The organism is Polynucleobacter kasalickyi, from assembly GCF_900176405.1.
In the GTDB taxonomy this organism is placed as follows: Bacteria; Pseudomonadota; Gammaproteobacteria; order Burkholderiales; family Burkholderiaceae; genus Polynucleobacter; species Polynucleobacter kasalickyi.
Genome location: NZ_FWXJ01000003.1, coordinates 25,071 through 48,256, shown reverse-complemented (window position 1 = coordinate 48,256; position 23,186 = coordinate 25,071). Strand labels below are relative to the sequence as shown.

The window sequence follows — 23,186 nt, the reverse complement described above, 5'->3', positions numbered from 1 at the left end:
AACTTGAGTTACATCACAAAGTTATGACTAAAGCAAATAAACCCAATCCCAGAAATAGATCGACCACATCTAGAAATTCATTTAGCGATTCTAAAAATAGTTCGACTCCGAAGAGAACTACGCCTTACAACCCAGCGATGGCAAAAGCAAAAGCTTTGCCGGTTCATTTAGAGCATTTAATTCGACTCTTGCCCGAGGTGCTTAAGTTTGATGCCCCGGCTGATATGACCGTCTCTAAGTATTTTAAAGAAAACAGTCAGTTGGGTAATCGGGATCGAGCCTTGATTGCCGAAAGTACTTTTGCCGTATTAAGACGTAAGCTAGAGTTGGCTCAATATGCACAAAGTGGCAACGGACCACTGTTCCGTCGTTTGGCCTTACTTGGCATGATGTTATCTTTGTCTGAAGGTGGCTTAGGTACGGCCAATCGTCTAGAAAGCGCTTTAGCAGACTTAGCCTTCGTTGCCCATCCAGGTGAAGTAGAGTGGTTACAACGTTTTGTCAGCTACCCAAGAGAAAGCTTAACAGAACAGGTAAGCGCTAACTTGCCTGAGTGGTTGTGGTTGGAATTAGGTAACCAGGTTGGGCCAGTAGAGCGTAAGCTTCTATCCGAGGCACTATTAAAACCAGCATCATTAGATTGTCGAATTAACAGCCTTAAAGCAAAACGCGAAGATATTTTGGCGCAACTCAATGAACTCGGCGGGCGTTATCAATCGGTTCCTACGCCATATTCAGAGTTGGGTTTTAGAATGCTTGGTAAGCCAGCGTTGCAAAATTTACAAAGTTTTAAAGATGGCATGTTTGAGGTACAAGATGAAGGAAGTCAGCTCCTCAGTATGTTATTGGCGCCAAAGCGTGGCGAAATGGTCGTCGATTTTTGTGCAGGAGCCGGCGGCAAAACTCTTGCCTTGGGCGCACTCATGAAATCAATGGGTAGGCTCTATGCCTTTGATATTTCTGCGCGTAGACTGGCGAGATTAAAGCCACGCGTGGCCAAGAGTGGCTTATCGAATGTGCATCCGGTTTGGATTGATAGTGAAAATGATGCAAAAGTAAAAAGGCTGTCTGGGAAAATTGATCGCGTTTTAGTGGATGCGCCTTGTAGCGGGCTTGGAACTTTGCGTCGGAATCCAGATCTCAAGTGGCGCCAAACCATTGAAACAGTCTCTGAGTTACAAGCGAAGCAGTATTCCATTCTTTGTTCAGCCGCAAAATTATTAAAGGTTGGTGGACGCCTGGTTTACGCAACCTGCAGTTTGTTGGAACAAGAAAATCAAACGATTGTGAATGAGTTTTTAAAAAATCACCCACACTTTGAGTTGCTTGATCCCAAAGAAGTATTGCGAGGTGATTTTCCGATGATTAACGATTTACCAGTCGGCGCTTCAGTAGATAACTCTTGGTGGCAATTGTGGCCAAGCAAGCATGAAACTGATGGTTTTTTTGCAGCAATCTTGACCAAAAAGTCCGCACTAGTTGCAGAAAAAGCGCCTGTAGATGAGGAAGTTGTAGATAGCGAGTAAAATTGAAGGTATTTTCTGCTCTGTTGCGGGCGATACAAGAGTAGTTTTTAGTAATTTGTTTTTTTGAATTGGTTATAAATATGACTCAAGTAGTTACAGATTGGTTAGCAAATGGTTTATTAAATTGGTCTGGTTGGGCAATGTTTGCCTATCTAATGATCGTGACCCACATCACTATTGCAAGTGTGACCATCTTTTTGCATCGTTGCCAAGCACACCGATCACTTGAGTTGCATGCTATTCCGGCACACTTTTTTAGATTTTGGCTGTGGCTTACTACGGGCATGGTAACTAAGGAGTGGGCTGCAATTCATCGTAAACATCATGCTAAATGCGAAACTCCTGAAGACCCCCATAGTCCTCAAGTACTTGGTCTACATTGTGTATTTTGGCGTGGAGCTGATTTGTACAAGATGGAAAGTAAAAACCAAGAGACGATGACTAAATATGGACATGGGACTCCTGATGATTGGGTTGAACGTAATGTTTATTCAAAATTTCAATGGCAAGGTGTTGCGTTGATGATGATTATCAACCTGATTCTTTTTGGCGCTTACGGTGGTCTGATTTGGGCGATTCAAATGATGTGGATTCCAATTACTGCCGCAGGAGTGATTAACGGGATTGGGCACTATTTCGGATATCGGAACTATGATTGCGAAGATGCTTCAAGAAACATTATTCCGTTCGGCATCATCATTGGTGGTGAGGAGTTGCATAACAACCATCACACCTTTGCAACGAGTGCAAAACTATCGAGTAAATGGTATGAATTTGATATCGGATGGTTTTATATTCGAGTGTTAGAAGAATGTAAGTTGGCCAAAGTTAAAAAGAGTATCCCCAAAATTAAAACTCAAGATGTACAAATACCGAACGCAGAATTATTGGCCTCAGTAATTCATCATCGTTATGAAGTGATGGCAAGATATACATCCACGTTACGTAAAGCCTTTGCACAAGAAGTTGATGTCATGAAAGGGTTAGCTAAAGATTTTTCAGATAATCATCTGTGGTTATATAAGGATGAAGAAAAATTATCTCCAGCCGAAAAAGAACGCTTGGAAAGTTTGATGGCTACGAATGAGCATATCGCTACTTTAGTGCAAATGCGTAGAGAGCTGAGTCAACTTTGGGCGAGAACGAATCACTCCAAAGAGCACCTAGTTGAGCAGTTACAAGTTTGGTGTAAAAAAGCTGAACATAGTAAATCGACTTATTTAAGAAATTTTTCAATGAGTTTAAGGTCTATCGCCTAATAGATATTGAGCAGAAGGACATTTTGTCCTTCTGCTCTTTTACACAATACATTATTACCAAATCGCCTAATTTGCACGATTTGCGTATCAAGACTTTCTAGGTCAACTGTCATTCCATTACTGAATCTACTTTGTATTGAAGCAGAGAGTTACTTTTTCTTTTCTTCAATTTACCTATTAAGGGTAAAAACCTAGTTTCTTAATTGTCCAAAATGATTAAGATGATTCTTTAAAAATTCTATTATTAAAATAATATTTGGAGATCACCATGAAGTGGAACCCCACCGCATTCGTAATTACATGCCTACTAACCATTTTTTCTTTGAGCGCTTCAGCCCAGGTGAAAATTACTGCTGCTGATATTGGTGGTACCGTGAATGGTGCCAGTGGGCCTGAAGCTGGGGTTTGGGTAATCGCTGAAACGAATGATCTCCCTACAAAATTTGCGAAAATTGTTGTAACGGATGACAAGGGACGTTTTTTAATTCCTGAGTTGCCTAGTGCTAACTATCAGGTTTGGGTTCGTGGTTATGGCTTAGTGGATTCTGTAAAGCAAAACGCTAAGCCAGGTCAACTGGTTAATTTAAAAGCGGTACAAGCACCTACTGCTAAAGCAGCTGCTCAGTACTATCCAGGTATGTACTGGTACTCAATGATTAATGTGCCTAAGGATAGTGAATTTCCTGGAACTGGAGAAAAAGGCAATGGCATCCCTGATGTCATGAAAAAACAATATTACTGGGTTGATACGCTAAAAAACTCCTGTCAGTCATGTCATGCAATGGGAGTAAAAGGGATTCGTGAGGTTCCAGAGTTGTTTACCAAAAAAGCGAATGGTGACTCAGAGTTGGCTTGGGCTTATAGAACACAAGCAGGACAAGCGATGGCAAATATGGCTTTAGGTCTTGGCAGAATGGGGCCCGAAAGGACGCTAACGATTTTAGCTGATTGGACTGACCGAATCGCCAAAGGAGAAGTGCCGTTTGCTAAACCTACTAGACCTCAAGGGATTGAAAGAAATGCTGTTTACACGATGTGGAACTGGTCAGATGCTAAATATTATTTACATGATGCGATTTCAACGGATAAACGTAATCCAACCTTAAATGCTAACGGTTTAATTTACGGATCACCTGAGGAAAGTACTGATTTAGTACCTACCCTTGATCCTAAAACAAATGTCGTTAGTCAAATTAAGATGCCATTCTTAGATCCAAAAACACCTTCTTCATTAGAGTTACCCAAAGCAGAGTCTGCTTACTGGGGTGATGAGAAGATTTGGGATGGGCACACAAGTATCCATAATCTAATTTGGGATCAAAAAGAAAATTTATGGTTCGCTGCCAAAATCAGACCTAGTAGCAATCCTGATTTTTGTAAAAAAGGCTCTGATCACCCATCAGCTAAAGTGGCTCCATTAAATGAGTCAGCTCGTCAGATTACGATGTACGACACAAAAACCAAAGAATGGAGCTTGATCAATACCTGCTTCACGACTCATCACCTTTATTTTGCACGGGATAAAAACGATACGTTATGGACGAGTGCTGGGTCTCCTGCATCAGGTGTTGTCGGCTGGCTAAATACGAAAATGTATTTAGAGACTAAAGATGAGAAAAAGTCACAAGGCTGGACGCCAATTATTATTGATACCAACGGTAACGGTAAACGGGATGAGTATGTCGAGGCTAATCAAGCGCTCGACCCTACCAAAGATAAACGCGTGATGGCTGCATTCTATGGCGTACAGCCAAGTCCTGCGGATGACTCAATTTGGGGTCAATCGATGGACGTCGGATTTTCACGTATCAATCAGCCTGGTTATTTAATCCGCTTAGTACCTGGGTCTGATCCTAGTAACACAGCACTTGCTGAAATTTATCAATCTCCTGAAGGTACCTTTGGTTCAAGAGGCGTTGATGTTGACTCCAAAGGTGTTGCCTGGACAGTATTGGCAAGTGGTCAAATCGCAAGTTTTGACAGAAATAAATGTAAAGGCCCACTGAATGGACCGACGACTGCAGAAGGTAAACATTGCCCTGAAGGTTGGACTCTCTATCGTTTGCCTGGCCCTCAATTTAAAAACGTGAAAGATCCTAAAGGAAGTGCCGATGGCGCCTACTATATTTGGGTAGACTTGCATAACACGCTAGGACTTGGTAAAGATGTACCGATTGCATCATCTAGCGGTGGCGAAGCATTAATCGCGGTGGTAAACGGTAAATTAGTGACCCTCAGAATTCCATATCCATTAGGATTTTTCACCAAGAACGTTGACGGTCGGATTGATGACATTAATGGTGGTTGGAAAGGCCGTGCTGTTTGGACGACTTCTGGAACCCGTAACAATTTCCACAGCGGTGATGGTGGAAAAGAGTTGCCGCCAAAAGTATTCAAAGTACAGATTCGTCCTAACCCTTTAGCTAATTAACGAAACTTAATAATTATCATGAAAAAACTACTTATTCTTTTATCTTTAGTCAGCATTTGTACCCTAGCGAATGCTGCCGATGAACCATCGCCTGCAGCTCTTGCTGGCTCCAATGGTTGTCTGATTTGCCATAATGCATCGCAAAAACTGGTTGGCCCGGCCTTTAAGGCCATCGCAGAAAAGTATCAGGGGCAAGCAGATGCTCAGAAAACACTAGTCAATAAGGTGCGCAATGGCGGTGCTGGCTCTTGGGGCAAGATTCCAATGCCTGCTCACCCTGAAGCAACTGAAGCGCATTTAAATACCATTGTTGCGTGGATCTTAAAAGGCTCACCAAGCTAATCAAGGAGTCGGTGAGTGAACTGGTTATCGGAGTTTATTTCAGTTAGTACTTTTTGGACAATTTTATTAATTGTTCATGGTCTGATTTCAGTAGCACTATTAGGGGCGCTGACTCATCAAATGATGGCTTTACTCGGCCCGGTAAAAACACATCCGAATGAAAGATCTTTCTTTGATGAGTTTCGGGCGGTAAAAGCCGCCAAATATGCTAAAGCGATTTGTTTCTTATGGATCATTAGCTTTGTGCTTGGTGGTTGGATTTATACCGAATACCGTATTAATGTCAGGATTCCTATTGAGCAACAAGAGTTTTATAAAACCTTAGGAGCTTTTGAGTTTAAAGAACATTTGGTTGTCCTAGGCTTAGCGATGTTGCCAATTTATCATTTTGCTTGGAAGCACTATCAACATGCTGAATATGCGCAATTACGCAAATATACGACAATATTTTTGGCGCTCGTTTGTTGGTATGCTTTTTTAGTTGGCCATATCGTTAATAATGTCAGAGGATATGGAGCATAACTATGGAGATGAAGCCTTCCTTAAAAGACTTGGCGATGATGAAATATCAAACCTTTGCCACAGTGTTCTCAGTGAGTTTTTCGGTAACTTATGTTTTGGCAGATATTTATAAAGCGCCTATTTTCAGCTATTACCCAGCAACCCACAAGGTAACGCTTGGTTGGACGCCATTGACCATGGATGATGGTCCAGCAATGTATTGGTATGGTTGGCTTTTAACTTCATTGTTGAGCGCACTGGCTTGCTCATTTCTTGCTAGTACTCTCCCTTTGTCTGTGATGAAGCGAATCCCTTCGGCACTGTCTTGGATCGTTCCAGTGGCATTGATACCTGTGCTACTTTATTCATTAAAGTTTTACTGGCGATAGGATTTCAATGAGTCGACTCATCATTAGAAATAGCTGTTATCTGCTATTTGCTGTCCTTTTGGGAGGCATTCAGCTTGCTCAAGCTGGTGGACTAGAAGATGGTTACCCTGACGATACTTCCGTGAGTGGCCCCGCTTTTTTTGGCTTTGTTCGAGATGAACGCGGGTCACACATTCCAAAAGCTAATGTCACCTTAAAAGAAACTCCTGGCCCGAGTGTGAAGGTGGTTTCTAACATTCTGGGTGTTTATAGAACGCATATTAGCGTAAACGTTAAGGTAGAAGCTGTCACAATCTCATGTGATAAGCCTGGTTATAAGCAAGTAAAATTAGTTCGTCGAGCACAAAAAACCAATAAGTTAATTGAAACAGATTGCATTATGCAAAAGGAATAAATGAGCCTCAAGGCTTTTGGATTTTCTTTGTTTTTTGCTTGTGCGCTTTTCACGATGACGGGCCAAGTTCTTTCTCAAGTCCCACTAAACCCCGCAGATATTGTGATTTTGAATGGAGTTGTTCTCCAACCTCATCAAACTTTTGTGAATGCGATTGCAATTAAACAACAAAAGATCTTAGCACTTGGTTCTGATTCAGAGATTCAAAAATACTTGGGCCCCAACACACAAAAAATCAATGCTAAAGGTCATTTAATCATTCCGGGCTTGATTGATTCCCATATCCACGCCATTCGTGCTGGGTTGAGTTTTCAACATGAGGTCAGTTGGAGTGGGGTGACTAGCATTGAGCAGGCGATCGATCGGATTCAGAAAGCGGCCATGCAAAAGCCCGCAGGTACTTGGATTGTTATAGCCGGCGGCTGGGTACCAGAACAATTTGAGAATAGTATTTTGCCTACGCAAGAGCAACTCCTTCAAGCCGCTGGCAATCACCCCCTATATCTTCAAAAGCTATACTCCTCAGTGTTTGTATCACCTGGTGGGTTAGAAACATTAGGTGTAGCAGCTAACGCTGAGTTGTTGTCGCGTTTAACGGTTGCAGTTGATGCTAAGGGAAAGCCCACAGGTTGGATGAGTGGAAGTGCCCGCACCATCAGTGATTTATTTGATTTTTTACCACAACCATCCTCCGCCCTTCAATATGAAAGTACCAAGCTATTTTTTAAGGAATTAAACCGGTTTGGCATCACAGGAGTGTTGGATCCGGGCGGATATAATTTCCCGCTAGAGTCTTATCACTCTTTATGGAAATTACACAAAGAAAAAAATCTCTCTATTCGGATTGCCTATAGCCTCTCTGCCCCCAAGCGAGATACTGAATTAGCAGACTTTAAAGAAATACTCCAAAAAATTCCTAAAAGTGATGAATTTCTGCAATGGAATGGCATTGGAGAAAATGTGACTTGGGGCATGTATAACAATGAATCTCCCACCATTACTGATCAACAAAAGTTGCAAGAGGTTTTAGAGTGGGCGGCAAAAGAGAAAATTACTGTCACCTTGCACTGGAACAATAATGAATCGATTCCTAAGCTCTTAGAGGTGATTGAGCGAGTCCAAGAGAAATACTCAATCCAAGAACTTCGTTGGTCGATAGCGCATATCAATAATTTGGATGAGATGAATTTAAGGCGGATGAAAAAAAACCACTTAGGTTGGTTAGTGCAGAATGCTTTATATTTTCAAGCCAATGGCTTTGCTGATAAATATGGTCGAGAAGCCTTAAAAATTTCGCCACGCTTACGTCAAGCAATCAACCTTCAGTTACCCATCGGCTTGGGTACAGACGCACATCGTGTGATGGGCTTCAATCCATTTGATGCCATAGAGTGGTTCATTACTGGTAAAGGTATTGATGGTAAACCTGGTCGAGAAAGTGAACAATTACTCACAACGTATGAAGCTCTTCAGTTATACACCAAAGGAAGTGCACAGTTTTTGCCTGATGGCAGTAGCAGGGGAGAGTTATCCGTAGGGAAGTATGCCGACTTGGCGATACTCAGTCAAAATATCTTTAAGATTCCAACTCATCGAATCCATCGCACCACTGCTGAGTTAACGATGGTTGGTGGAAAAACTGTATTTATTGCCGAAGACTTCTTCAAGAAGTAGTATTCAGTAATCAGTTCTAGAGTTTAAAAAAACAAAAAAACCGCTAAAGCGGTTTCTTTGAAATAAGCTAGTACAAAAGTCTTACTTAATCTTTGTTTCCTTATAAGCTACGTGTTTACGTACCTTAGGATCAAATTTCATAATCTCCATTTTTTCTGGAGTAGTTCTTTTGTTTTTAGTTGTCGTATAGAAATGACCAGTACCTGCAGTCGATTCTAACTTGATTTTTTCGCGTCCACCTTTAGCCATGATAATCCTCGATTACATTTCGCCACGAGCACGGATATCAGCCAAAACTGAATCAATACCGTTTTTGTCAATTAAACGAAGTCCAGCATTCGTCAAGCGTAAGCTTACCCAACGGTTTTCGGATTCGACCCAAAAACGACGATTTTGCAAATTCGGCAAAAAGCGACGTTTAGTTTTATTGTTTGCATGGGAAACATTATTGCCAACCATTGGCTTTTTCCCGGTGACTTGGCATACTCGAGCCATGACACACTCCTTCATTGTTCGGAACTAAAGAAAAGAATTATATCAGTTTATTTATCAGAATGCCAAGTAGATTAATAAAAATTTTCTAATTTAGAGAATTTAGTAGTCCTGCATCTAAAAAAGAAAAATATCCATTGGGCGATACGATGCAATGATCTAATAGAGAAATGTCCAATAAATGCATAATTTGTTGAAGTTGATTGGTTAAATCGATGTCTGCTTGGCTGGGGTGTACCTCACCGACCGGATGGTTATGGCTGATGATTAAGGCCGAAGCATTCAATTGAATCGCTTCTTTAACAACTTCTTTCGGATAAATAGTGGTTTGGTTGATTGTGCCCCTAAATAAGACTTTAAACTCAATGAGACGCCCCAAGGCATCTAAAAACAATACGCCAAATACTTCATGCTGAAGATGTCCTATTGATGCTTGTAGATACTCTCTAACCATGGCAGGGGAATTGATAACTACCACTTGCTTTAACTCTTCACTAATTGAACGTTTTACTAATTCGTAAATAGCCTGCAATTGAGACCATTTGGCAATTCCTAAGCCTTTAAACCTACTAAGATCATTTAATTGGCATTGTAATAAGGCGCGAATGCCGCCACATTCTTCTAATAAGTCGCTGGAAAGTTCGATCACATTTCGATTTTTTGTCCCGCAACGTAAAAAAATCGCTAGTAACTCAGGGTCTGATAAGCTTTGAACACCAGAGAGTAAAAGCTTTTCTCTGGGGCGCATATTGATCGGCCATTCAGGAATAGGTTTACGTTCTTCCGGCGCTCTCGCTACAATAGAGGGATGATGAAAATTATTGTAAAAACTGACTCTTTTTTGACGTTGCATTATCGTATCGGCCTTCCTGAAGGTGGAGATCTTGTAAATACGTTTACCGATAAACCTGCCACTCTATTGTTAGGGGCTGGACAGTTTGCTCCCGCCCTTGAAAATTCGCTCATTGGATTAGAGCAGGGGGAACATAAAACTATTTCGCTTGAACCCGAAGCAGGTTTTGGCTTACGTAATCCAGACCTAATTCAACATGTATCCTCAAAAACACTGAATGACAACAGTGATCCAGAAGATACTTATACTGTAGGTGATATGGTGGAATTCAATGCTCCCAATGGCGCAACTTATGCAGGGATATTGCAGTCCTTTGATGCTGAGGGCGCGTGGATTGATTTCAATCATCCGTTATCAGGCAAAACAATCACTTTTGAAGTAAAAATTATTTCGATAATGTAATTATTTATGAATATGCCAAATACTGAAGCAGAAATACTTTTAGCCCAACCAAGAGGTTTTTGTGCTGGGGTTGATAGAGCGATTTCCATTGTCAATGAGGCCTTGATTCAATTTGGCGCACCAATTTACGTACGACATGAGATTGTTCATAATAAATATGTGGTGGATGACCTGCGAGCCAGAGGAGCAATCTTTATTGATGATTTAGGCCAAGTTCCAGCTGGGGCAACTTTAGTATTTAGCGCGCACGGAGTGCCACCCTCAATTAAGAGCGAAGCAAATCGTTTAGGTTTTCAGATCTTTGATGCCACTTGCCCTTTGGTGACAAAGGTTCATGTGGAAGTCATCAAAATGTATCAAGAAGGGTATCAGGTCGTCATGATTGGTCACGCCGGCCATCCTGAAGTAGAAGGTACGATGGGACAAGTTCCAGATCGTATCAGCTTAGTTGAAAACCTGGAAGATGTACAAAAGTTAACATTCCCAGTAGATACAAAGATTGCCTATGTAACTCAAACTACCCTATCACTTGATGAGACAAAAGATATTGTTGAGGCATTAAAAAATAAATACCCGCAAATTGCTCAACCTAAAAAGCAAGACATTTGTTACGCAACCCAGAACCGTCAGGATGCCGTGAAGTTTATGGCACCACTCGTGGAGTTAGTGATTGTGGTGGGAAGTCCGAATAGCTCGAACTCAAATCGGCTAAGAGAGTTGGCAGAAAAAATGGGTGTCCCAGCTTATATGGTGGATGCACCTGAACAGTTGAATCCTAAATGGTTTGAAGGAGTTAAAAAAGTAGGCTTGACTGCAGGTGCTTCAGCGCCTGAAGTCCTCGCACAATCGATTATTGACAAAATTAAAGAGTACGGTCCCAAACATGTAAGGCCTTTAGAAGGTATTCAGGAAAGTACAGTATTTGCTTTACCCAAGGGCTTGAAGTCAATTTAAAATAACCCAAACTGAAGTAGTTTTACCGAACCCACAAGGAGAATGTATAACCATGCATCAATCAAAAGTGACTAAAAAATCTTTGCATATTTTGACAGCCATCTTCGCCATCAGTTTATTGGCAAGTTGCGGCAAAAAAGATGATTCTAAAAGTGCTAGTGGAGCGAATACTGAAATCGTGAGGATTGGTAATGGTGCGCCATTAACCGGCGGTGATTCGTACTTGGGTAAAGATAATGAAAATGGTGCAAGACTTGCGGTAGAAGAAATTAATCAAAAGGGCCTCGTGATTAATGGCAAAAAAATCACATTAGAACTATTAGGTGAAGATGATGCCGGAGATCCTAAACAGGGCACTCAGGTAGCGCAAAAATTAGTGGATAGTAAAGTGGTTGCTGTGGTGGGGCATTTAAATTCTGGCGTGTCCATTCCCGCTTCAAAAATTTATAACGAAGCGGGTATTGCCCAAATTACTCCATCTTCAACTAATCCGGAGTTAACGAATCAAAATTTTAAGAATGTGTTTCGTTTAGTCGGTACTGACGCACAACAGGGCCCGATCTTGGCTTTGTATACCGTCGAAAAGTTAAATGCTCGTAAGATTGCATTAGTGGATGATGCAACTCAGTATGGCAAGGGTTTAATTGATGAATTTGAAAAAGCCGCAAAAGCCAAAGAAGCGCATATTGTTCTGCATGAAGCGACGAATAATAAGGCCACTGACTTTAAGGCCATCTTAACGAATATTCGAGCGAAGAATCCAGATGTGATCGTTTTTGGTGGGATGGCCGCAACTGGTGGCCTCTTTGCTAAACAAGCGCGAGAGTTGGGCATTAAGGCAAAAATCGTTGGTGGTGATGGGATTTGTAGTCCAACCTTATATGATTTAGCCGGTGATGCCGTCAGTAATGTCGTATGTTCTACAGTTGGCGTGCCGAAAGAAAGTCTTAAAGATGGTGGAGCATTCCTTAAGAAATATCAGGAACGATTTGGTATCGAGGTACAAATTTATTCCCCAATGGCTTACGATGCGGTGATGATTATTGTTGAGGCAATGAAAAGAGCGAATTCAACTGCCGCAGCAGATATTTTGAAAGAACTTCCAAATACGAACTATGAGGGAATATCTGGTCAAATTAAATTTGATGCTAAAGGTGATTTAAAAAATAGTGCCATTACTTTAAACGACTATAAAGAGAAGAAAATCTCCACTTTAGAAGTCATGCACATGCAATAAAAAAATCAACGACAGATTTCTATCTGTCGTTTTTTTATGGATACGTTTTTACAACAAATTATTAATGGCCTCGTCTTGGGAAGTATTTATTCCCTGATTGCACTTGGCTACACCATGGTTTATGGAGTCCTAGGGATCATTAACTTCGCTCATGGCGAAGTATTAATGATGGGAGCTTTTATTGCTTTAACTGTCATTAAAGTCTTGAACGTTTATTTCCCAGGGATGCCAAACCTGTTGATCTTAATGATTGCCTTCATCATTGCAGCTACTTCTTGCGCGCTCATTAGTCGTTATATTGAGATGATTGCCTATCGCCCCTTAAGAAATGCTCCTCGACTAGCACCATTAATTTCTGCGATTGGTATGTCGATCCTTCTGCAAACACTAGCGATGATTATTTGGGGCCGGACTCCTTTGAATTTTCCAGAGTTATTGCCGGCAGATTCGATTCCAATGAGTCGCTCAGAAGTAAGTATTAATGTACGCGAGATCATCATCATTCTTACCTCTGTAATTACGATGCTAGGTTTATTAATTTTGGTGAACCGGACCCGATTTGGGAGAGCGATGCGTGCAACTTCGGAGAACCCCCAAATTGCTGGCATTATGGGGGTCAATGTCAATCAAGTCATTGCCTATACTTTTATGTTGGGTGGGGCACTTGCTGCGCTAGCCGGCATTATGATCGCTAGCAATTATGGTTCGGTGCATTTTTACATGGGGTTCATTCCCGGTCTGAAAGCATTTACAGCGGCTGTACTTGGTGGCATCGGTAATATTCCAGGTGCGATGTTAGGGGGCTTACTGCTCGGTTTAATTGAATCTTTAGGCGCGGGATATATTGGCGAATTATCGGGTGGGGTATTTGGTTCCAACTATCAAGATATTTTTGCTTTTATCGTGCTTATTTGCGTTTTAGTATTCAGACCCTCGGGCCTTTTGGGTGAAAAACTGGGGGATAGAGCTTAAATGACCAACCAGCAGATGCGATTATGGATGCTTTTTGCAACCTTTATTGCGGCACTTTGCATGCCTTGGCTCGTCTCATTCATGGGCGGTAATTATTGGGTTCGGGTTTTAGACTTTGCTCTCTTATATTGTTTTTTAGCACTAGGTTTAAATATTGTCGTTGGTTTTGCCGGCCTACTTGATTTGGGTTACATTGCATTTTATGCAGTTGGTGCTTATACGGCCGGTTTATTAGCTTCACCCCACTTAACCAATACCTTTCTGGAAATTAAACAAGCGATGCCGAGCGGCTTGCATGTTAGTTATTTGTTGATTTTGCCAATCGCAGGTCTCATCGCTGCATTTTTTGGTGCCTTATTAGGCGCTCCGACGCTCAAACTTCGAGGTGATTATTTAGCGATTGTTACGCTTGGTTTTGGCGAAATCATTCGGATTTTTTTGAATAATTTAGATCGTCCTGTCAATTTGACAAATGGGGCAAACGGGATAAATGGTATAGACCCTGTCCAAATCGGCGGAATCAGTTTTGGTAAGACCTTACATCTTGCCGGGATCTCTATTCCCTCAGTCATACTCAACTATTACCTCTTCTTATTTTTGGTGTTGATGGTGATTCTGATGTGCACACGGATTCAAGATTCAAGAATTGGTCGTGCTTGGGTAGCGATTCGCGAAGATGAGATAGCAGCTAAGGCAATGGGGTTAAACACCCGAAATTTAAAATTACTAGCGTTTGCAATTGGCGCGTCTTTTGGCGGGGTGTCTGGAGCACTATTTGCGTCGTTCCAAGGATTTATTTCCCCTGAGTCCTTCTCGCTTTCGGAATCCATCGTGATTTTGGCGATGGTCGTATTAGGTGGCATGGGCCATATTCCAGGTGTAATTTTGGGTAGTTTTTTATTAGCTGGATTCCCTGAGTTATTGAGATCCACGATGGATCCATTGCAAAAAATGATGTTTGGAAAAACATTGGTGGATGCGGAAATTATTCGGCAACTCTTTTATGCTAGTGCCTTAATACTCGTGATTCGATTTAAACCTAGTGGTTTGTGGTCGGGATCTAAAGCATGACAATGGATACCCAGATCGACTTACTCAAAATTACCAACGTCCATAAACGATTTGGTGGATTACATGCACTTAGTGGCGTTAACCTAGAGGTTAAAAAGGGGCAAATTGTTGGATTAATTGGACCAAATGGAGCGGGTAAAACAACTTGTTTTAATCTAATTACTGGACTCTATACAGCGAATTCGGGTAATTTTTATCTGAATGGGAAGTCATACAACCCAGTGGCGGTAGATCAAGTACTAAAGGCAGGCATCGCTCGAACTTTTCAAAATATTCGTTTATTTAAAGAAATGTCTGTCTTAGAAAATGTGATGGTTGGACGACATGTGCGAACTAAGGCCGGATTTATTGGAGCGATCCTAAAAACGCAATCGACCATGGAGGAAGAGCGCAAAATTAAAGAACGTGCCTATGAACTCCTACAATATGTTGGAATACGAAGTGCCTTAGCTGATCAAAAGGCGAAAAACCTGCCTTATGGCGATCAAAGGCGATTGGAAATTGCGCGCGCTTTAGCGACCGAACCCCTCTTACTTGCTCTCGATGAGCCTGCTGCAGGGATGAATCAAACGGAAAAAAACAGTTTAAACACCTTGTTAAAAAAAATCCAGAGTGATGGTACGACGATTTTGATGATTGAACATGATGTTCGGCTAGTGATGGGACTTTGCGATTATATTTTTGTTTTAGATTATGGCCAGGTGATTGCCGCCGGATTACCAGAACAGGTCCGCCAAAATCCTGCGGTGATTGAGGCTTATTTAGGCCATCGTAAGGAAAGTGTTTAGGAATACAAATGCTTAAAGTAAAACAATTGAAAATTTCTTACGGGGGTATTTTAGCAGTCAATGGGATTGATCTTGAGGTGCGAACAGGCGAGTTAGTTAGCTTAATTGGCTCCAATGGAGCAGGGAAAACCTCTACGCTGAAGGCGATTGCGGGAATGATTTCTTGGCAAAGTGGCGAAATACTGTTTAATGAAGTCCCAAGTTCAGGGAAGTCCTATGAGTTACTAGCTCGTGGAATGGCTTTAGTCCCCGAAGGTAGAGGAATTTTTACGCGAATGACCGTTTTAGAAAATTTACAAATGGGGGCATACTCACGTAAGGATGGCGAAATTGAGGTCGATTTGGAAAAAATGTATTCATTTTTCCCAAGAATTAAAGAACGCTCAAAGCAATTGGCCGGTACTTTATCGGGTGGCGAGCAACAAATGGTGGCAATGGCAAGAGCCTTAATGTCGAGACCCAAATTACTACTGTTGGATGAACCATCGATGGGACTGTCCCCAATTTTAGTCGACACCATTTTTGAGGTGATTGAACGGATTGCGAAGGCGGGAATGACGATTCTTTTGGTTGAGCAAAATGCTCAACGTGCCCTTGAAATATCTGATCGCGCCTATGTTTTAGAAAGTGGTCAAATATCGATTGAAGGCAAGGCCGAGGATCTAATAAAAGATCCCCGTGTTAGCGCAGCTTATTTAGGAGCTTGAGCAATTAATTGACTTAACATGTCAACCATGAGGTCAATCTCCTCATTACTCACATTGAGAGCTGGCATGAAGCGGATTAAGTTAGGACGTGGGGCGTTAATCAATAAACCCTGAGGCGTCATTAAACGGGCTGCTTCGACAATGCTAGGCCCAATATCTCGATTGAGTTTTAGCGCTCTGAGTAAACCTTCCCCACGCTCTCCGTCTAAACCTAACTCATCAGAAAGTTTGAGCAACTTATTTTTTAGATATGCACCTTTTGCCATGACTGCATCTAAAAACCCTGGTGCGGTGAGTTGTTGAATGACACTAATACCTACGGCACACATGAGTGGATTCCCGTTATAGGTACCACCTTGGTCACCTGGCACAAAACTCGCCACTTCGTCAGTGCAGAGTAGGGCTGATAGTGGCACTCCACCACCAATTCCCTTACCGAGGGTCATGATGTCAGGCTTAACATCAAATAGTTGATGTGCAAACAGTTTGCCAGTTCGCCCACAGCCACTTTGTACTTCATCCACAATCAATAAAATATTGTGTTTTTTCGTTAAGGCTCTTAAATCTTTCATGAACTCTAGTTCGGCGGGAATTACTCCTCCTTCGCCTTGTACTGGTTCTAACATGACTGCTACAGTATTCTCATTAATGAGCTGTTCGACACTGGACAGGTCATTTAATGTAGCTTTTGGAAAACCTGGTACTTGGGGGGCGAACATGGTATCCCAACCTGGTTTACCCGATGCGCTCATCGTAGCCAGAGTTCTGCCATGAAAACTATGATCAAAAGTAATGATTTCGAAAGCTTTATTTTTATGAAGTTGGCCCCATTTTCTTGCTAACTTAATGGCACCTTCGTTGGCTTCAGCACCACTATTGGCAAAAAATACCTTATCAAAACAACTGTTGTCTGTCAGTAAATTCGCCAGGTCAATCATTGGCTCGTTGTAAAAAGCCGGACTAGGATTCATTACTTTACGCGCTTGCTGCTCAAGGGCGGAAATCATGCCAGGATTACTGTGACCCAGACAATTCACTGCCCAACCTTGCATAAAGTCTAAATAGCGTTTACCTTCATTGTCAGTGAGCCAAGAGCCTTCTCCAGAAACCATCGTTATATCTGGGCGGTTCGTAATATACATTATTGAGTGCGTATCAATCATGACAAGTCCAAGTAAAAAAGAAAATTAAAAAATAGTTTATTAGAAACAAATGACAGTAATGGGTCTTATTTCGCTAAATCTGCTTCTGAAGTAAAAGAGTCTGCATAAAACTCATCCTCAGGGAGCTGACATTTACCTACAAAATCTTTTGATGCGCTATTGATCACAATCGGGGCACCACAGGCATAGACTTGATAGCCACTCATGTCAGGTATGTCTTCCATTGCTGCAGCATGTACAAAACCAGTTCTACCACTCCAAGCATCCTCAGGTAAGGCATCTGAAACTACGGGAATGAAATGCAAATGAGGTAGATCTTTAGCCCAGTTCAAGCATTTTTCTAGATGATAAATGTCAGAAGGTCTTCTCCCCCCCCAATATAAATGCATTTCCCGAGTAATGTTATTTGCTTTCATGTGTTCAATGATCGCTTGGATAGGTGCAAAACCCGTGCCGGAGGCGATGAAAATAATTGGCTTATCGGAGTCCTCCCTTAAGAAAAAACTTCCCATAGGGCCTTCAAATCTCAATATATCCTTTTCTTTTAAGAATAAATCAGGATTAACGCCAAATACATGATCCGTAAATAAGCCACCCGGCATATGTCTAATTTGTAACTCGAGCGGACCTTCTTCATGCGGTGCTGTTGCGATGGAATAGGCGCGACGTTTACCATCCTTGAGGAGAAACTCTACGTATTGGCCAGCTATGTAACGAAATTTTTCAGTAGATGGCAATTGCAGTTTTAATGACACCACATCATGGGTGAGTTTTTCAAGTCCAGCGACCCGACATGGAACTTTCTTTACAGGAAATTCACTCGTTCCGTCGATTTCACGAGCATCCACCGTACAGTTACTTTTAGGGGTGGTACAACAAAGAAGAGCGATATTTCTAGAGGCCTCTTCATCGGTGAGGCCATTGCTACTATGAGGCCCAATCGCAAATTCACCTTCAATTACTTTGGCTTTACAAGAGCCACAAGCTCCATTCTTACAGCCATAAGCGAGAATAATTCCTTGTTTTAACGCAGCATCTAAAATGGATTCATCTTCGGCCACTAAAAATGATTTGCCACTTTTCTGTAAAGTAATTGAAAATACTTGCTTATCTTCCAAAATAATCCCTTTCGTTAAAACATCCTAATTTATGCCAAGCCACTTTACACAACACCGATTTCATTTACCTAGGATACTGATTGTAGGTTGTGGCGATGTTGGTCAGCGAATGTTACCTATTTTAGTCAAATCTTTCAAAGTTTATGTTTTAACAAGCCAAACCGAGAAATTTGAGTTATTTCGCCAAGCAGGGGCTATTCCTATTTTAGGCAATTTAGATGATCGACTGACACTTCAACGATTATCGCAAATTGCGAGTACTGTCATCCATTTAGCACCCCCTAACCCTAGTGGAGTTGAAGATGTACGAACTAAAGCACTGATACAAGCTCTCTCTAAAGGGGGGCGAGTAAAACGATTTGTATATATTAGTACGACGGGGGTTTATGGTGATTGCGCAGGGCGGCAGATTTCAGAAGTTACACACGTCAAGCCACAAAATGTAAGAGCTATTCGTCGAGTAGATGCTGAAAAAAAATTGAGAGCTTGGGGCTCTCAACAAGGCGTCAGTGTCATTATTTTGAGAGTCCCAGGAATTTATGCTGGTAACCGCTTACCAATTGAGCGATTACAAAAGGGTACAGCTGCTCTGGTAGCTCAGGAAGATGTCTATACCAATCATATCCATGCAGATGATTTAGCGAGGTTAACCATTCTCTGTATTTATCGGGGAGGTTCGCAAAGAATCTTCAATGCTTGTGATCATACTGAATTAAAGATGGCTGATTATTTTGATTTGGTGGCAGATAAAATGCAGCTTCCTCGCCCACCTAGGGTAGATAAAGAAACTTTAAAGACCTTAGTCAGTCCGCAACTACTGAGTTTTATGCAAGAATCCCGCAGGATCAGTAATGATCGCTTGCGGGAAATTGGTTTTAAGTTTCTTTACCCAACGGTAAAAGATTACTTGGATCGAACCTAATTATTTTTTCCAGGTGTCTTTTAAGCCAACGGATAAATTGAATACCGGAGTGGCCTTCGAGTGATCAAATTGGTCGGCTACATAATACCCATGCCGCTCAAACTGGAAGCTTTGTTCGGGATTTGCATTGGCAAGACTAGGATCAACGTACGCTTGGATCACGGACTTAGACTTTGGATTCAAGAAATCTAAGAAGTCTTTATCGCCACCAGTTGGATTCGGGTCGGTAAATAAGCGGTCATATACCCTAATTTCGGCTGGCAGTGCATCAGCAACGCTTAACCAATGAATGTTACCCTTGACCTTATAGGTATTCGCGCCCTCAGTACCACTCTTACTGTCAGGGAAGTAATTGGCATGCACGGCAACGACCTGTCCATCTGCACCTAAGTCAAACCCAGTACATTCAATCACAAAACCGTAGCGTAAACGCACTCGATTACCTGGTTGTCCATTGATTGGTGGAAAGAGTCGAAAGAAGCCCTTGACGGGTTCTTGCATAAAATCATCCGCCTCAATCCATAGCTCTTTGGTTAAATAGAATTCACGGCGACCCAAGTCCTCAAGATGAGGGTGAATCGGCGCTGAACATAACTCAGGAGCTTGGTCAAAGTTATCGATGACTAATTTCAGAGGCTTCATGACCGCAACAGCACGATGAGCTGACGGATCTAGGTCATCCCGTAAGGCTTGCTCGAGGACGCTCATTTCAATCCAGCTATCTGCTTTTGAGACGCCAATTCGCTCACAAAATAACTGTAAGCTTTTAGGAGTAAAACCGCGTCTCCTTAAACCGACAAGGGTAGGCATCCTAGGATCATTCCAACCATCCACATGATGATCTTGCACGAGTTGTAGTAATTTACGTTTACTCGTAATAGCGTAGGTCAAATTTAAACGAGCAAATTCATATTGATGTGGCAATGGAGCAGGTAAAACTCCCGCATCGCAAAGTGCATTTAAGATCCATTCATACAAAGGACGATTATTTTCAAACTCCAAGGTACAGATGGAGTGAGTAACTCGCTCTAACGCATCAGAGATGCAGTGCGTAAAGTCGTACAACGGATAAATACACCACTTGTCACCAGTACGGTGATGGTGGGCATGACGAATTCGATAAATTACTGGATCTCTCATGACGAGATTAGGGTGGCTCATGTCGATTTTTAAGCGCAGAACATGCTCGCCATCCTGAAATTTTCCAGCCTTCATCTCTCTAAACAGGGCAAGGTTTTCGGCGACAGAGCGATCTCTAAAAGGGCTGTTTGTGCCTAAATCAATAAAGTTGCCACGGCTCTTATGAATCTGATCAGCCGATTGACTATCAATATAGGCCTTACCTTCTTGAATCAATAGTTCAGCAAATTGATATAAGAGATCAAAGTAATCACTGGCATAGTAAAGACAGGTTTGGTCCCCATAAACCCAATTGAAGCCTAACCACTGGACAGACTCCAGTATGGTATTTACGTACTCAGTTTCTTCTTTTGCTGGATTCGTATCGTCAAAACGCATATGACAACGAGCGCCATTAATAGCATGCGCATAGTCTCTGGCTAAACCAAAATTTAGGAAGATACTTTTAGCATGCCCAATATGTAAATACCCATTAGGCTCAGGTGGGAAGCGCGTAATTACAGATGGTAGTGGCCTACCATCAGAATCTGTGCGATTTGAATAGGTTTGCGAATGGCAGTCGTGATCGATTATCTGCCGCAAAAAGTTAGAAACCTCGGTGGTAGCCGAGGTTTCATTGGTTTTAATTAATTCCTTAGACATAGACACATATTGTAATGTGCCTTGGGAATGAATATCAATCTTCTACGAAAGCTTCTTCTCTAGTTTTCTTAAATGCAGGTACAGAAACAAGTGCAACTAAGATCAACGCAGTAATTAAAAGCCCTGCAGATAAAGGTCTTGTCACGAATACTGTGAAGTCACCTCTAGATAATAACAATGCACGGCGGAAGTTTTCTTCCATCATTGGTCCAAGCACGAAACCTAACAATAGTGGAGGAGCTTCGCATTGTAATTTGTTGAAGAGATAACCAATAATACCGAATCCAGCAGTGAGGTAAATATCGAATGTAGTGTTATTTACTGAGTAAACACCGATACAGCAGAATACCAAAATAGCAGGATATAAATGTCTGTATGGAATCGTTAACAATTTAACCCAAACACCAATCATTGGTAAATTCAAAATAATCAACATTAAGTTACCAATCCACATCGAAGCAATCAAACCCCAGAATAGAGCAGGATTACTTGTCATCACCTGAGGACCAGGTTGAATATTGTGAATTGTCATCGCACCAACCATCAACGCCATCACAGCGTTTGGAGGGATACCTAAAGTTAACAATGGAATAAATGATGTTTGCGCAGCAGCATTGTTAGCACTTTCAGGAGCAGCAACACCCTCAATCGCACCTTTACCAAACTCTGCTGAGTACTTAGATACTTTCTTTTCTAAAGAGTAAGCACCAAAGCTAGCTAAAGCAGCACCACCACCTGGCAGAATACCCAAGATAGAACCTAGGAGAGTTCCACGGAGAATTGGAGCAATCATTCTCTTAAAGTCAGCCTTACTTGGCCATAAATTAGTCACTTTTTTCAAGAATGTTTCACGCGCTTCTTTTTGCTCTAAGTTGAGCATAATTTCAGCAAAACCAAACATACCCATCGCAACAGCTACGAAACCAAGACCGTCAGTGAGTTGTGGAACATCAAATGCATAACGTGAAGTACCTGAGTTAACGTCAGTTCCAACTAAGCCTAACAAGAGACCTAGCACAATCATGGCAATCGCTTTGATGAGAGAGCCAGAAGCTAACACCACCGCGCCGATTAAACCTAGAACCATCAAGGAGAAGTATTCAGCAGGACCAAACTTAAACGCCAACTCAGAGAGAGGCGCAGCAAAGGCTGCTAAAACGAGTGTAGCTACGCAACCAGCAAAGAATGAACCCATACCGGCAGTAAACAAGGCAACCCCAGCTCGACCATTTCTGGCCATTTGGTAACCATCAATTGCCGTAACAACGGAGGATGACTCACCTGGGATGTTGATCAAAATCGCAGTGGTTGAACCACCATATTGTGCGCCGTAATAAATACCAGCCAACATAATGAGAGCTGCAATTGGAGGCAATGCATAAGTTGCTGGGAGCAACATCGCAATCGTAGCAATTGGACCCAAACCAGGTAAAACTCCGATTAATGTTCCAAGAACGCAACCAATGAAGCAGTAAGCTAAGTTCTGCAGGGTGAAGGCTGTTTCAAAGCCTAGAGAAAGATTACTTAATAAATCCATTTTATGTCTTTTCTATCTGTTGTAGTTAGTAAGTGATTTTCTAGTATTAGAAACTCGGCCAAACGGGGAATTGTAACTTTAAGCCCCATACGAATGCAAAATAAGCGATGACATTCAAAATAACGGCACTAACTAAAGTACCTTTCCAATGAAACTCATGACTTGCCATTGCAGAAATGAAGATCAATACAACAAGTGAAAGAATTAATCCAGCATAAGGCAAACTAATTGCAAAAATTAAAACTGAGCATGTTACCCAAAGGACTGACTTCCAATCCCATTTACCAATACCACTTTCTTCCGCAGTTGATTTAAGTGAGCCAAGTAAAACAAACAGACCTAAAAGCCCTAACACTACCCCTAACCAGAATGGAAAATAGCCTGAGCCCATTTTCGCTGGGGTTCCCATTTGGTAAGATCTAGCAAGTATGGAAAAAAATGCTCCAATTGCTATGAACATTAAACCAGACATGAAATCTTTTTGATTACGTATTTTCAAACGAAACTCCTCGAATATTTTAATTTTTAAGATTAATTAATTTTGCTAACAACATGGCATTGTAAGTGGAATCTTCAAATTGTGATCTTAGGGTTTTTACTTAGTAAATTATCTACCAACACAAAATGATTGAATTCAATATTGCCACCAACAATTACTGCAAATTGTAATCG

At 41.6% G+C, this 23,186-nt stretch carries 24 protein-coding genes; 16 read left to right on the top strand and 8 right to left on the bottom strand.

The window, feature by feature from the left end; all coding sequences use genetic code 11:
- The first annotated feature begins 23 nt into the window (after nt 1–23).
- The 8 genes from B8983_RS03640 (at nt 24) to B8983_RS03605 (ending at nt 8,516) form a co-directional block, all read left to right on the top strand.
- Complete coding sequence (locus B8983_RS03640; RefSeq protein WP_084282772.1) at nt 24–1,526, top strand: RsmB/NOP family class I SAM-dependent RNA methyltransferase; 1,503 nt, start codon at nt 24–26, stop codon at nt 1,524–1,526.
- A gap of 80 nt (nt 1,527–1,606) precedes the next feature.
- Nucleotides 1,607–2,785: a DesA family fatty acid desaturase gene (locus tag B8983_RS03635; protein ID WP_084282771.1), complete on the top strand. Its 1,179-nt coding sequence runs from the start codon at nt 1,607–1,609 to the stop codon at nt 2,783–2,785.
- A gap of 268 nt (nt 2,786–3,053) precedes the next feature.
- Nucleotides 3,054–5,216 (top strand): carboxypeptidase-like regulatory domain-containing protein, encoded by a 2,163-nt coding sequence (locus tag B8983_RS03630; protein ID WP_084282770.1) that lies wholly within the window; start codon nt 3,054–3,056, stop codon nt 5,214–5,216.
- An 18-nt stretch (nt 5,217–5,234) separates the two neighbouring features.
- Nucleotides 5,235–5,558: a c-type cytochrome gene (locus tag B8983_RS03625; RefSeq protein ID WP_084282769.1), complete on the top strand. Its 324-nt coding sequence runs from the start codon at nt 5,235–5,237 to the stop codon at nt 5,556–5,558.
- 15 nt (nt 5,559–5,573) lie between these two features.
- Complete coding sequence (locus tag B8983_RS03620; protein WP_084282768.1) at nt 5,574–6,080, top strand: hypothetical protein; 507 nt, start codon at nt 5,574–5,576, stop codon at nt 6,078–6,080.
- Nucleotides 6,081–6,082: 2 nt separating this feature from the next.
- Nucleotides 6,083–6,448 carry a hypothetical protein gene (locus tag B8983_RS03615; protein WP_084282767.1) on the top strand — a complete coding sequence of 122 codons (366 nt, stop codon included), beginning with the start codon at nt 6,083–6,085 and terminating at the stop codon, nt 6,446–6,448.
- A gap of 7 nt (nt 6,449–6,455) precedes the next feature.
- Nucleotides 6,456–6,842 carry a carboxypeptidase-like regulatory domain-containing protein gene (locus tag B8983_RS03610; protein WP_084282766.1) on the top strand — a complete coding sequence of 129 codons (387 nt, stop codon included), beginning with the start codon at nt 6,456–6,458 and terminating at the stop codon, nt 6,840–6,842.
- A complete protein-coding gene (locus B8983_RS03605) occupies nt 6,843–8,516 on the top strand; it encodes an amidohydrolase (protein ID WP_084282764.1) in 1,674 nt (557 codons plus the stop codon). It begins immediately after the preceding gene.
- Nucleotides 8,517–8,597: 81 nt separating this feature from the next.
- On the opposite strand, the gene rpmG is transcribed toward B8983_RS03605, so the two are convergent.
- The 3 genes from rpmG to radC all read right to left on the bottom strand — a co-directional run bounded on the left by rpmG (nt 8,598) and on the right by radC (nt 9,861).
- Nucleotides 8,598–8,765, bottom strand: coding sequence for a 50S ribosomal protein L33 (gene rpmG / locus B8983_RS03600; protein WP_084282762.1), 168 nt, complete (start codon nt 8,763–8,765; stop codon nt 8,598–8,600).
- Nucleotides 8,766–8,777: 12 nt separating this feature from the next.
- Complete coding sequence (rpmB, locus tag B8983_RS03595; protein ID WP_084282761.1) at nt 8,778–9,011, bottom strand: 50S ribosomal protein L28; 234 nt, start codon at nt 9,009–9,011, stop codon at nt 8,778–8,780.
- 85 nt (nt 9,012–9,096) lie between these two features.
- Nucleotides 9,097–9,861 (bottom strand): RadC family protein, encoded by a 765-nt coding sequence (gene radC, locus B8983_RS03590; RefSeq protein ID WP_084282760.1) that lies wholly within the window; start codon nt 9,859–9,861, stop codon nt 9,097–9,099.
- Between radC and B8983_RS13850 the strand changes: the two genes are divergently transcribed.
- The 7 genes from B8983_RS13850 to B8983_RS03560 are packed head-to-tail and all read left to right on the top strand — an operon-like array spanning nt 9,817 to nt 15,992.
- Complete coding sequence (locus B8983_RS13850) at nt 9,817–10,263, top strand: FKBP-type peptidyl-prolyl cis-trans isomerase (protein ID WP_439650336.1); 447 nt, start codon at nt 9,817–9,819, stop codon at nt 10,261–10,263. The two genes, radC and B8983_RS13850, sit on opposite strands and share 45 nt — an antisense overlap.
- 6 nt (nt 10,264–10,269) lie before the next feature.
- On the top strand, nt 10,270–11,217 hold the full coding sequence (gene ispH / locus B8983_RS03585; protein WP_143736085.1) for a 4-hydroxy-3-methylbut-2-enyl diphosphate reductase: 948 nt from the start codon (nt 10,270–10,272) through the stop codon (nt 11,215–11,217).
- A gap of 52 nt (nt 11,218–11,269) precedes the next feature.
- Nucleotides 11,270–12,454, top strand: coding sequence for a branched-chain amino acid ABC transporter substrate-binding protein (locus B8983_RS03580; RefSeq protein WP_084282758.1), 1,185 nt, complete (start codon nt 11,270–11,272; stop codon nt 12,452–12,454).
- 36 nt (nt 12,455–12,490) lie between these two features.
- The gene (locus tag B8983_RS03575) at nt 12,491–13,426 is read left to right on the top strand and encodes a branched-chain amino acid ABC transporter permease (RefSeq protein ID WP_084282757.1); all 936 of its coding nucleotides are present in this window, start codon (nt 12,491–12,493) and stop codon (nt 13,424–13,426) included.
- On the top strand, nt 13,427–14,497 hold the full coding sequence (locus tag B8983_RS03570; protein WP_084282755.1) for a branched-chain amino acid ABC transporter permease: 1,071 nt from the start codon (nt 13,427–13,429) through the stop codon (nt 14,495–14,497). It begins immediately after the preceding gene.
- 2 nt (nt 14,498–14,499) lie between these two features.
- Nucleotides 14,500–15,285 (top strand): ABC transporter ATP-binding protein, encoded by a 786-nt coding sequence (locus tag B8983_RS03565; RefSeq protein WP_084282754.1) that lies wholly within the window; start codon nt 14,500–14,502, stop codon nt 15,283–15,285.
- Nucleotides 15,286–15,293: 8 nt separating this feature from the next.
- On the top strand, nt 15,294–15,992 hold the full coding sequence (locus B8983_RS03560) for an ABC transporter ATP-binding protein (protein ID WP_084282752.1): 699 nt from the start codon (nt 15,294–15,296) through the stop codon (nt 15,990–15,992).
- On the opposite strand, the gene B8983_RS03555 is transcribed toward B8983_RS03560, so the two are convergent.
- Together B8983_RS03555 and B8983_RS03550 are read right to left on the bottom strand one after the other, a co-directional pair.
- Complete coding sequence (locus B8983_RS03555; RefSeq protein ID WP_084282750.1) at nt 15,977–17,155, bottom strand: acetylornithine transaminase; 1,179 nt, start codon at nt 17,153–17,155, stop codon at nt 15,977–15,979. The genes B8983_RS03560 and B8983_RS03555 overlap by 16 nt on opposite strands.
- 65 nt (nt 17,156–17,220) lie before the next feature.
- Nucleotides 17,221–18,273 carry a CDP-6-deoxy-delta-3,4-glucoseen reductase gene (locus B8983_RS03550; protein WP_084282748.1) on the bottom strand — a complete coding sequence of 351 codons (1,053 nt, stop codon included), beginning with the start codon at nt 18,271–18,273 and terminating at the stop codon, nt 17,221–17,223.
- Between the two features lie 31 nt (nt 18,274–18,304).
- On the opposite strand from B8983_RS03550, the gene B8983_RS03545 reads away from it, so the two are divergent.
- The gene (locus B8983_RS03545) at nt 18,305–19,195 is read left to right on the top strand and encodes an SDR family oxidoreductase (RefSeq protein ID WP_084282746.1); all 891 of its coding nucleotides are present in this window, start codon (nt 18,305–18,307) and stop codon (nt 19,193–19,195) included.
- On the opposite strand, the gene B8983_RS03540 is transcribed toward B8983_RS03545, so the two are convergent.
- From B8983_RS03540 to B8983_RS03530, 3 genes are read right to left on the bottom strand one after another with little or no spacing between them, the layout of a single operon-like run.
- A complete protein-coding gene (locus B8983_RS03540) occupies nt 19,196–20,977 on the bottom strand; it encodes a glutamine--tRNA ligase/YqeY domain fusion protein (RefSeq protein ID WP_084282745.1) in 1,782 nt (593 codons plus the stop codon).
- 34 nt (nt 20,978–21,011) lie between these two features.
- Nucleotides 21,012–22,514: a tripartite tricarboxylate transporter permease gene (locus B8983_RS03535; RefSeq protein ID WP_084282743.1), complete on the bottom strand. Its 1,503-nt coding sequence runs from the start codon at nt 22,512–22,514 to the stop codon at nt 21,012–21,014.
- A 46-nt stretch (nt 22,515–22,560) separates the two neighbouring features.
- Nucleotides 22,561–23,013 (bottom strand): tripartite tricarboxylate transporter TctB family protein, encoded by a 453-nt coding sequence (locus B8983_RS03530; protein ID WP_084282741.1) that lies wholly within the window; start codon nt 23,011–23,013, stop codon nt 22,561–22,563.
- Between the last annotated feature and the right edge of the window lie 173 nt (nt 23,014–23,186).

Excerpts from the sequence above, each read along its gene's own strand:
- B8983_RS03635 (WP_084282771.1), top strand. The coding sequence starts at position 1,607 with ATGACTCAAGTAGTTACAGATTGGTTAGCAAATGGTTTATTAAATTGG.
- rpmG (WP_084282762.1), bottom strand. The coding sequence starts at position 8,765 with ATGGCTAAAGGTGGACGCGAAAAAATCAAGTTAGAATCGACTGCAGGT.
- B8983_RS03625 (WP_084282769.1), top strand. The coding sequence starts at position 5,235 with ATGAAAAAACTACTTATTCTTTTATCTTTAGTCAGCATTTGTACCCTA.
- B8983_RS03605 (WP_084282764.1), top strand. The coding sequence starts at position 6,843 with ATGAGCCTCAAGGCTTTTGGATTTTCTTTGTTTTTTGCTTGTGCGCTT.
- B8983_RS03615 (WP_084282767.1), top strand. The coding sequence starts at position 6,083 with ATGGAGATGAAGCCTTCCTTAAAAGACTTGGCGATGATGAAATATCAA.
- B8983_RS03580 (WP_084282758.1), top strand. The coding sequence starts at position 11,270 with ATGCATCAATCAAAAGTGACTAAAAAATCTTTGCATATTTTGACAGCC.
- B8983_RS03555 (WP_084282750.1), bottom strand. The coding sequence starts at position 17,155 with ATGATTGATACGCACTCAATAATGTATATTACGAACCGCCCAGATATA.
- rpmB (WP_084282761.1), bottom strand. The coding sequence starts at position 9,011 with ATGGCTCGAGTATGCCAAGTCACCGGGAAAAAGCCAATGGTTGGCAAT.
- B8983_RS03545 (WP_084282746.1), top strand. The coding sequence starts at position 18,305 with ATGCCAAGCCACTTTACACAACACCGATTTCATTTACCTAGGATACTG.
- B8983_RS03575 (WP_084282757.1), top strand. The coding sequence starts at position 12,491 with ATGGATACGTTTTTACAACAAATTATTAATGGCCTCGTCTTGGGAAGT.
- radC (WP_084282760.1), bottom strand. The coding sequence starts at position 9,861 with ATGCAACGTCAAAAAAGAGTCAGTTTTTACAATAATTTTCATCATCCC.
- B8983_RS13850 (WP_439650336.1), top strand. The coding sequence starts at position 9,817 with ATGATGAAAATTATTGTAAAAACTGACTCTTTTTTGACGTTGCATTAT.
- B8983_RS03630 (WP_084282770.1), top strand. The coding sequence starts at position 3,054 with ATGAAGTGGAACCCCACCGCATTCGTAATTACATGCCTACTAACCATT.
- B8983_RS03540 (WP_084282745.1), bottom strand. The coding sequence starts at position 20,977 with ATGTCTAAGGAATTAATTAAAACCAATGAAACCTCGGCTACCACCGAG.
- ispH (WP_143736085.1), top strand. The coding sequence starts at position 10,270 with ATGAATATGCCAAATACTGAAGCAGAAATACTTTTAGCCCAACCAAGA.
- B8983_RS03640 (WP_084282772.1), top strand. The coding sequence starts at position 24 with ATGACTAAAGCAAATAAACCCAATCCCAGAAATAGATCGACCACATCT.
- B8983_RS03535 (WP_084282743.1), bottom strand. The coding sequence starts at position 22,514 with ATGGATTTATTAAGTAATCTTTCTCTAGGCTTTGAAACAGCCTTCACC.
- B8983_RS03610 (WP_084282766.1), top strand. The coding sequence starts at position 6,456 with ATGAGTCGACTCATCATTAGAAATAGCTGTTATCTGCTATTTGCTGTC.
- B8983_RS03570 (WP_084282755.1), top strand. The coding sequence starts at position 13,427 with ATGACCAACCAGCAGATGCGATTATGGATGCTTTTTGCAACCTTTATT.
- B8983_RS03560 (WP_084282752.1), top strand. The coding sequence starts at position 15,294 with ATGCTTAAAGTAAAACAATTGAAAATTTCTTACGGGGGTATTTTAGCA.
- B8983_RS03565 (WP_084282754.1), top strand. The coding sequence starts at position 14,500 with ATGGATACCCAGATCGACTTACTCAAAATTACCAACGTCCATAAACGA.